Raw genomic sequence first — 2,418 nt, 5'->3', positions numbered from 1 at the left:
CACGGCACCGACGGCGCCCCCGCGCGCGAGGCGACGGCCGGCGCGGATCTGGGCGCTGTCCAGGACCCCGTCCTCCAGGGCGGTGACCCAGCCCCGCCCCCACCACGTGCGGGTGAACGCCTGCCCGCGCGCGGGCGCCGCCACCTCGAACGTCGACTCCCCGTACTCCCCGTACCCCTCACGCCCGCTCATCGCGTCCCCCTCGCAACTCCACCAGTTCGGCCAACTCGGCGTCCGTCAGCTCCGTGAACGCCCGCTCGCCCGAGCCGAGCACGGCGTCGGCGAGCTCCCGCTTGGTCTCCAGCATCCGCGCGATGCGGTCCTCGACCGTCCCCTCGGCGATCAGCCGGTGGACCTGCACCGGCCGGGTCTGCCCGATGCGGTACGCGCGATCGGTGGCCTGCGCCTCGACGGCGGGGTTCCACCAGCGGTCGTAGTGAATGACGTGCTCGGCCCGGGTGAGGTTGAGCCCCGTCCCGGCCGCCTTCAGCGACAGCAGGAACACGGGCACCTCCCCGTCCTGGAAACGCGCGACCATCGCCTCACGTTCCCCGACCGGCGTCCCGCCGTGCAGGAACCGCGTCGTGACGCCCCGCGCGCGGAGGTGCTCCTCGATGATCCGGGCCATCGCCACGTACTGCGTGAACACCAGCACGCCCGCCCCTTCGGCGAGGGCGCCGTCGAGGAGTTCGTCGAGCAGCTCCAGTTTCCCGGACCGTCCGGCGATCGTCGGACGGTCCTCCTTGAGGTACTGGGCGGGGTGGTTGCAGATCTGCTTGAGGCCGGTCAGCAGTTTCACGACCAGCCCGCGCCGCGCCATGTCGTCGGCGCCCGCGATCAGGGCGAGCGTCTCGCGCACCAACGCCTCGTACAGGCCCGCCTGTTCGGGGGTGAGCGACACCGGGTGGTCGCTCTCGGTCTTCGGCGGCAGCTCCGGGGCGATCCCCGGATCGGACTTGCGGCGGCGCAGCAGGAACGGTCCGACGAGCCGGGCGAGCCGCTCGGCGGCGGCCGGATCGGCGCCGCCTTCGACGGCCCGCGCGTACCGCGCGCGGAACGCGGTCAGCCGCCCCAGCAGGCCCGGTGTCGTCCAGTCCAGGATCGCCCACAGCTCGGAGAGGTTGTTCTCCACCGGGGTGCCGGTGAGCGCCACGCGTGCACGTGCGCTGACGGTCCGCAGCGCGCGGGCCGTCGCCGCGTACGGGTTCTTGACGTGCTGCGCCTCGTCGGCGACGAGCAGCCCCCAGAGCACCTTGCCGAGCCGCGCCGCGTCCAGCCGCAGGGTGCCGTAGGTGGTGAGGACGAACTCGCCGTCCCCGAGGGACTCCAGGTCACGGCGCGGCCCGTGGAAGTGGCGCACGCGCGTGCCGGGCGCGAACCGTTCGATCTCGCGCTGCCAGTTGCCCATCAGCGACGTCGGACAGACCACGAGGGTGGGCCCCGCCGACGCGGGGTCGGCCTGGCGGTGCAGGTGCAAGGCGATCAGCGTGACGGTCTTGCCGAGGCCCATGTCGTCGGCGAGACAGCAGCCGAGACCCAGGGACGTCATCCGGGCCAGCCAGTCGAGGCCGCGCCGCTGGTAGTCCCGCAGGGTCGCGGCGAGCGCGGCGGGCTGCGCCGTCGGCTCCTGCACGGCGGCGGGTGCCAGACGCTCCCGCAGACTCTCCAGCCACTGTGTGGACCGCACCTCGACGAGACGGCCGTCGATCTCCGCCGAACCCGTCAGGACCGCGCCCAGGGCCTCCATGGGGTCGAGTTGGCGGTCCTTCCGGGCGCGGGCGAGGCGGATCTCCTGAGGGTCGATCAGGACCCACCGGCCGCGCAGCCGTACGAGCGGGCGGTTCGCCTCCGCGAGCCGGTCCAGCTCCTCACGGCCGAGTTCCTGGCCGTCCAGTGCGAACCACCAGCCGACGCCCACCGGTGTGCCGGCCGACAGGACGGACGGCGCCCGGCCCCGCCCGTCGGGCGGGCCCACCACCGCGCGCGTGGTCAGCGTCCGCGCCAGCTCCCTCGGCCAGTGCACCTCGACCCCGGCACCGGACAACGCCCGTGCCCCCTCCCCGAGGAGGTCCTCGACGTCGTCGTCCAGGAGATCCACCGCGTCCGGGACGGCGGTCGACAGCAGCGGCGTGAGGACGGGCCAGGCGCGCGCCGCGCGGCGCAGTGCCGGCAGGACGTCCATGCGTGCGCGGGGGCCGAAGGCCGACGTACCTTCCGGGGCGGCCCACACGTCCGCCGCGTCCGCGACGACCCCGGGGTCGGTGACGGAGTGGACCTGCGGGCCTGCGCGATCTTCCTGGTCGGCTTCTGCGCCATCGCGTCGTACACGGAGGCCGGTCTCGGGGACGCCTCCCCGTACCTGCTGCACCTGGCCGTCGCCGCCTCACTGCTGGCGGTGCCCGCCGTCCCGTCGCCCGA

Annotated in this window: 3 pseudogenes; 1 reads left to right on the top strand and 2 read right to left on the bottom strand. The window is 74.3% G+C overall.

The window, feature by feature from the left end:
- Together ACVNF4_RS34945 and ACVNF4_RS34940 are read right to left on the bottom strand one after the other, a co-directional pair.
- Nucleotides 1-192: pseudogene (locus tag ACVNF4_RS34945) on the bottom strand (SWF or SNF family helicase); the annotation flags it as partial.
- Nucleotides 179-2,290, bottom strand: a pseudogene (locus ACVNF4_RS34940) (DEAD/DEAH box helicase); the annotation flags it as partial. The pseudogenes ACVNF4_RS34945 and ACVNF4_RS34940, both read right to left, overlap by 14 nt.
- On the opposite strand from ACVNF4_RS34940, the pseudogene ACVNF4_RS34935 reads away from it, so the two are divergent.
- Nucleotides 2,279-2,418 (top strand): annotated as a pseudogene (locus ACVNF4_RS34935) (O-antigen ligase domain-containing protein); the annotation flags it as partial. The pseudogenes ACVNF4_RS34940 and ACVNF4_RS34935 sit on opposite strands and share 12 nt — an antisense overlap.

The organism is Streptomyces sp. S6, from assembly GCF_054880855.1.
The sequence above is the reverse complement of the archived record's forward strand: the minus strand, read 5'-3'. Positions and strand labels throughout refer to the sequence as shown.